General features: G+C 72.5%; 5 protein-coding genes. 1 reads left to right on the top strand and 4 read right to left on the bottom strand.

Translation table 11 applies throughout. The features are described from left to right. Nucleotides 1-225 precede the first annotated feature (225 nt). A complete protein-coding gene (locus VP06_RS32640) occupies nucleotides 226-1,509 on the top strand; it encodes a TetR/AcrR family transcriptional regulator (RefSeq protein WP_245291401.1) in 1,284 nt (427 codons plus the stop codon). A 105-nt stretch (nucleotides 1,510-1,614) separates the two neighbouring features. On the opposite strand, the gene VP06_RS32645 is transcribed toward VP06_RS32640, so the two are convergent. From VP06_RS32645 to ccmE, 4 genes are all read right to left on the bottom strand, one after another. Then, the gene (locus tag VP06_RS32645) at nucleotides 1,615-2,610 is read right to left on the bottom strand and encodes a P1 family peptidase (RefSeq protein ID WP_156295882.1); all 996 of its coding nucleotides are present in this window, start codon (nucleotides 2,608-2,610) and stop codon (nucleotides 1,615-1,617) included. Next, nucleotides 2,607-3,086 carry a cytochrome c-type biogenesis protein gene (locus tag VP06_RS32650; RefSeq protein WP_048467986.1) on the bottom strand — a complete coding sequence of 160 codons (480 nt, stop codon included), beginning with the start codon at nucleotides 3,084-3,086 and terminating at the stop codon, nucleotides 2,607-2,609. The genes VP06_RS32645 and VP06_RS32650 overlap by 4 nt, the downstream gene beginning before the upstream one ends. Nucleotides 3,087-3,091: 5 nt before the next feature. Beyond that, on the bottom strand, nucleotides 3,092-5,089 hold the full coding sequence (locus tag VP06_RS32655) for a heme lyase CcmF/NrfE family subunit (protein ID WP_048467987.1): 1,998 nt from the start codon (nucleotides 5,087-5,089) through the stop codon (nucleotides 3,092-3,094). A gap of 154 nt (nucleotides 5,090-5,243) precedes the next feature. Next, nucleotides 5,244-5,762 (bottom strand): cytochrome c maturation protein CcmE, encoded by a 519-nt coding sequence (gene ccmE / locus VP06_RS32660; RefSeq protein ID WP_048467988.1) that lies wholly within the window; start codon nucleotides 5,760-5,762, stop codon nucleotides 5,244-5,246. Nucleotides 5,763-5,796 lie beyond the last annotated feature (34 nt).

Below are 5,796 nucleotides of genomic sequence, written 5' to 3' on the forward strand. Positions count from 1 at the left end.
TACCAACGGTCGTAAAAAACGACCCGTGGTTCCGTTCTCAAATTTTCGCTAAGCCTCTGGCTTGGCATCGACAATTCGAGATGGGTCGACGGCCCCGTCGATCCCGGGCCTGCCCGAGATCGAATCGATGCGTCAGCATCTTGGGCCGTTGGTATGACGGCACCGGGGCGTGACCCACCCGCTCCGTCGCCGGCGCGTCGTGGGGGCCGTCATGAGGGCCTTGTCATGGCCCCCGCGAGAGTGCTCAATCCCCCCATGCCCCGCAGCCTCGATCCCGAGACCGTGCCCGCCCCCGAGGCGGCGCCGCGCCAGACCCGGCGCTACGCCCAGAAGCGCGACGCGATCCTCCATGCCGCCGCCGCCCTGATCAACGAGGCCGGGGTGAAGGGCACGACGCTCGCCGACGTCGCCCGCAGCGTCGGGCTGATGACGAACAGCGTGACCTATTATTACCGCCGCAAGGAGGACCTGGCGGCGGCCTGCTTCCTGCACACGATCGGGGTGCTCGACGGGCTGGTGGCCCGGGCCGAGGCGGCGCCCGACGGGCCGGCGCGGCTCACCCGGCTCCTCGACCTCACGGTCGCCCACCGGGCCGCGATGGCGATGGGCGAGGAGCCGGACATCGCCGTGCTCAACGACGTGCGGGCCCTGCCGACGCCTCAGGCCGAGAGCGTGTTTGCCGCCTACAACGCGCTGTTCCGCCGCCTGCGCGGCCTGTTCGACGAGAACGGACTCGACCGGCAGGACCGCAACGCCCGCACCCATCTGCTGCTCTCGGTGCTGCACTCGACCCGGCTGTGGATCGGCCGCTACGAGCCGCGGGACTATGCCCGGGCCGGCGCCCGCATGGCCGACCTGCTCACCCGCGGCATGGCGGCCTCGGGCTCGGACTGGCGTCCGGCCCTGCTGCCCGACCAGGCGCCGTCGGAGGAGAGCGAGGTGTCGCCGGAGGCGTTCCTGCGCGCCGCCACCATCCTCATCAACCAGCAGGGCTATCGCGGCGCCTCGGTGGAGAAGATCTCCGGCCTTCTCAAGGTCACCAAGGGCTCCTTCTACCACCACAACGACAACAAGGACGACCTCGTCGCCAATTGCTTCGCCCGCAGCTTCGCGCAGATCCGGGCGGTGCAGGACGCGGCGGATGCGGGCGGCGGCAGCGGCTGGGACCGGATCTGCACCGCCTCGGCGACCCTGGTGCGCAGCCAGCTCGGCCCCGGCGGTCCGCTGCTGCGCGTCACCGCCTTCAGCGCCCTGCCGGAGGCTCTGCGCACCGAGACGCGCCGCACCATGAACCGCCTCACCGAGCGCTTCGGCTTCTGCCTCGTCGACGGCATGGCCGACGGCTCGGTGCGGCCGCTCGATGCCGGCATCGCCGCCCAGCTCGTCTCCAGCATGGTCAACGCCGCCGCCGAGCTGCCGGCCTGGGTGCCGGGCGTCACGCCGGACAATGCGGCCGACCTCTATGCCCGGCCGCTGTTCCTCGGGCTGTTCGCGCCGGCGGCGCGGTGAGGGATGGGGCTGAAGGTCGGTTCCACCCCTATGGCGAGCGGCCGCCAACGGTCGTCGTCGATGCTGGCGGGATGGGGCAGCGGCGCTGGCTGGCATCGCACCCGCTCATCCCCCGAACCGGTCCCGCCACGCCGCTTGCGCGCCCGCCACCGGCAGGGCGCGCGCCCGGTACACCCCCAACGCCACCGCCCGCGCCAGCACCCGCGCCGCGGCATCGCCGAGGCGCGCCAGATCCCCGACCGGGTCGGCGAGCGGCACGGCGCCGGTAGCGGCGGCAAAGACCAGGTCGCCATCGAGAGGAGTATGGGCCGGCACGATCGCCCGGGCGAGGCCATCCTGCGCCGTGACGGCGAGGCGGCGGGCCTCGGCCTTGGTCAGGCGGGCATCGGTGGCGACCACCGCGATCGTGGTGTTGGCGCCGGGCATCGGCTTTTTCGGCCAGGCGAAGGCGTCGGGCGGGATGGTGGGCGCGGGGCCGAGGCCCCCGAACTCGTCGCCCTCCTCGAACGGCCCGGCCCAGAAATACGGCCCGTCCCCGACCGTGACCCGCCCGAGGGCGTTCACCGCCACCAGCGCCGCGACGCGGGCCCCCGTGCCCTCGACCGGGGCCGAGGCGCTGCCGAGCCCGCCCTTGAGATTCGCCGTGCGGGCGCCGAGCCCGGCCCCGACCGAGCCCATCGCGACCGGATCGGTGGTGGCGGAAGCGGCCGCCGCGAAGCCGAGGTCGCGATAGGGCGGATACCGGCCCCATGCCTTGTCGCCGCCGTTGAGGAGATCGAACAGGATCGCCGCCGGGACGATCGGCACCCGGGCCGGGCCGACCGCGAAGCCGCGGCCGGTCTCGGCGAGCCAGGCGGTCACGCCGGCAGCGGCATCGAGTCCGAAGACCGAGCCGCCGGACAAGACGAGGGCATCGACCCCCGCCACCGTGCGCTCGGGATCGAGAAGGTCGGTCTCCCGCGTGCCGGGCCCGCCGCCGCGGATATCGACCGCCGCCACCGTGGGGGCATCGAAGACGATCGCGGTGACGCCGGACAGCGCTGTCGGATCCTCGGCGTGGCCGACGCGCATGCCGGCGATCTCGGTGAGGCTGCCGCTCACCGCGGCTCGGCCCGGCGCATCAGCTCGGCCAAAGCCGCCTCCTCGGCCGCCGAGAGGGCTTTGGGCGCCACGGCCTTGCGCCGCCGGCCGGCGGCCCAGAGGGCGAGCCCGCCGAGGCCGACCACCAGCACCGGCGTCAGCCACAGCAATGCGGTGTGCCAGGCGATGACCGGACGCAGCAGCACGAACTCGCCGTAGCGCTGCACCACGTAATCGACCACCGCATCGTTGCTGTCGCCCTGGCGCAGGCGCTCGCGCACGATCAGCCGCAGGTCGCGGGCGAGGGGGGCGTCGGAATCGTCGATCGACTGGTTCTGGCAGACGAGGCAGCGCAGGCCGGCCGAGATCGACCGCGCCCGCGATTCCATGCCTGGATCCTTCATCACCTCGTCGGGCTGCACCGCGCCGGCCGCGACGGGGGCGAGCAGCGCGAGGGCGAGGAGGGCAGAGCGCAAGGGGGGGCGGACGGCGCGCATCGGGGTCACTCCGCCGGGACCGAGTGGGACGGCACCGGGCCGGCGGCGTCGCGCAGCGCCGGCTTCAGCGCCGGGGCGCCGACGCGGAAGCGCCGGTCGGTGAGGGAGAGGCCGCCGCCCAGCGCCATCACCACGGCGCCGAGCCAGATCAGCAGCACCAGCGGCTTGTAGTACAGGCGGATGCCGACGCGGCCATCGGCGCCGGTCTCGCCGACGCTGGCATAGATCTGGCTCACCCCGCGGGTCAGCAGGCCCGCCTCGCTCACCGACATGTTGCGCGAGGCGTAGAAGCGCTTGCCCGGCTCCAGCACGCCGACCGGCCCGCCGTCATCCCGGATGGTCAGGTGGGCGACGGTCTCGGTGTAGTTCGGCCCGGTGCGGGGCAGGACGCCTTCGAGCACCGCGACGTAGGGGCCGGCACGCAGCTCCCCGCCGCGCTGCACCGTGGCGAGGGATTCGACGCTCCAGGCCTGGGCGGCGATGCCGATCACCGTGACGCCGACGCCGGCATGGGCCAGAGCCGTGCCCCAGGCCGAGCGCGGCAGGCCGGCGGCGCGGCGCAGCGACAGGCCGACGGTTTTTCCCTTCGCCCGGGTGACGATCTCGAGGATGGCGCCGACCACCAGGTAGGCGCCGAGCCCGATGCCGAGCGGCGCCCCGACCGGCCCGCCCCAGGTCACCGCGATGGCGACGAGCGTGATGGCGAGGGCGAGGGCGAAGCCGACGAACAGCCGCTGGCTCGCCGCCGCGAGGTCGCCGCGCTTCCAGGCCAGGGTCTGGCCGAAGGGCACGACGAGGAGCAGCGGCACCGCGAGCGGCACGAAGGTCAGGTTGAAGAACGGCGCTCCGACCGAGATTTTTTCGCCCGTCAGCGATTCCAGCGCCAGGGGATAGAGCGTGCCGACCAGCACGGTGGCGCAGGCCGCCGAGAGGAACAGGTTGTTCATCACCAGCGCGCCCTCGCGGGAGATCGGCGCGAACAGCCCGCCCTGGCGCAAGGTGGGCGCCCGCCAGGCGTAGAGCGCCAGCGAGCCGCCGATGAACAGGACCAGGATGCCGAGGATGAAGGTGCCGCGGGTGGGATCGGTGGCGAAGGTGTGGACCGAGGTGAGCACGCCGGAGCGCACCAGGAAGGTGCCGAGCAGCGACAGCGAGAAGGTCAGGATGGCAAGCAGCACCGTCCAGACCTTGAGCGCGTCGCGCTTCTCCATGACGACCGTGGAATGCACGAGGGCCGTGCCGGCGAGCCACGGCATCAGCGAGGCGTTCTCGACCGGGTCCCAGAACCACCAGCCGCCCCAGCCGAGTTCGTAATAGGCCCAGTACGATCCCATGGCGATGCCGACGGTGAGGAAGCACCAGGCGGCGAGCGTCCAGGGCCGCACCGCCCGGGCCCAGGCGGCGTCGATCCGGCCCTCGATCAAGGCCGCGATGGCGAAGGCGAAGGTGATCGAGAAGCCGACATAGCCGAGATAGAGCAGCGGCGGATGGATCGCGAGGCCGGGATCCTGGAGCAGCGGGTTGAGGTCGCGGCCCTCCATCGGGGCCGGGTTGAGCCGCGCGAAGGGGTTCGACGTGACGAGGATGAACAGCAGGAACACCGCCGTGATCGCGGCCTGCACGCCGAGGGTGTTGGCCCGCAGCGTCGGCGGAACCGAATTGCGGGCGAGCGCCACCACGGCGCCGAACAGCGCCAGGATCAGCACCCAGAGCATCATCGAGCCCTCGTGATTCCCCCAGACGCCGGAGATCTTGTAGATCAGCGGCTTCATCGAGTGGGAGTTCTCGACGACGTTCTGGACCGAGAAATCGGAGGTGACGTGGGCGTAGGTCAGCGCCCCGAACGCGAAGGCGATGCACGCGAAGGTGACGAGGGCCGCCGGCACCGTGACGCTGCGCAGGACCGGGTCGCCGGTGCGGCTCGCCCAGACCGGCATCACCATCTGCGTCAGCGACAGGGCGAGCGCCAGGGCGAGGGCGAAATGACCAACCTCGATCAGCACCAGGGCGACCTTTCGTTAAGCGTTTGACGTTCATCGGGACGGGAGATCGGTCGACGGCCCTCCCGGCCCGGCGTCCGGCCGCGGCGGATCGCGGGCGTCATCGTAGTCCGCTTCGTCTCCCGCGCCGCCCAGACCTTCCGCCGCACGGGACGGCCTATTGGACGGCGGTCCGCGAGACGGGCGCGGGTTGGGGTTGCGCGGACGCGCCTTGGCTGGACGAGCCGGGGCCCGGCTTGCCGGCGCCTTCCTGCCAGCGGCCCTGCGCCTTGAGGGCGTCGGCGACCTCGCGGGGCATGTAGGTTTCGTCGTGCTTGGCCAGCACCGTGTCGGCGCGGAACGTCCCGTCGGCTTGCAGCACGCCCTCGGTCACCACGCCCTGGCCTTCACGGAAGAGGTCCGGCAGCAGGCCGCGGTAGCGCACCGCCACGGTCGAGCCGGTATCGGTGACGGAAAATTCCACGTGCCCGTCGACCTCGCGCTTGAGCGAGCCGGCCTCGACCAGCCCGCCGAGGCGGAAGCGGGTGCCGGGCGCGACCTTCTGGCTCGCCACCTCGGTCGGCGAGCGGAAGAACACGATCGTGTCGCGCATCGCCGAGAGGACGAGCGCGAGGGCCGCCGCCAGCACGGCACCGCAGACGAGGATAAGGACGGAACGGCGGCGCCGGCGCGTCATGGTGCGGGTCTCACGGCCGGCGGTGGGGGAGGGG

This window comes from Methylobacterium aquaticum (assembly GCF_001043915.1).
GTDB classification, from domain to species: domain Bacteria; phylum Pseudomonadota; class Alphaproteobacteria; order Rhizobiales; family Beijerinckiaceae; genus Methylobacterium; species Methylobacterium aquaticum.

What these genes read in the sequence shown, in the direction of transcription:
- VP06_RS32640 (WP_245291401.1), top strand. Translation starts at nt 226, where the DNA reads ATGGCCCCCGCGAGAGTGCTCAATCCCCCCATGCCCCGCAGCCTCGAT.
- VP06_RS32650 (WP_048467986.1), bottom strand. Translation starts at nt 3,086, where the DNA reads ATGCGCGCCGTCCGCCCCCCCTTGCGCTCTGCCCTCCTCGCCCTCGCG.
- ccmE (WP_048467988.1), bottom strand. Translation starts at nt 5,762, where the DNA reads ATGACGCGCCGGCGCCGCCGTTCCGTCCTTATCCTCGTCTGCGGTGCC.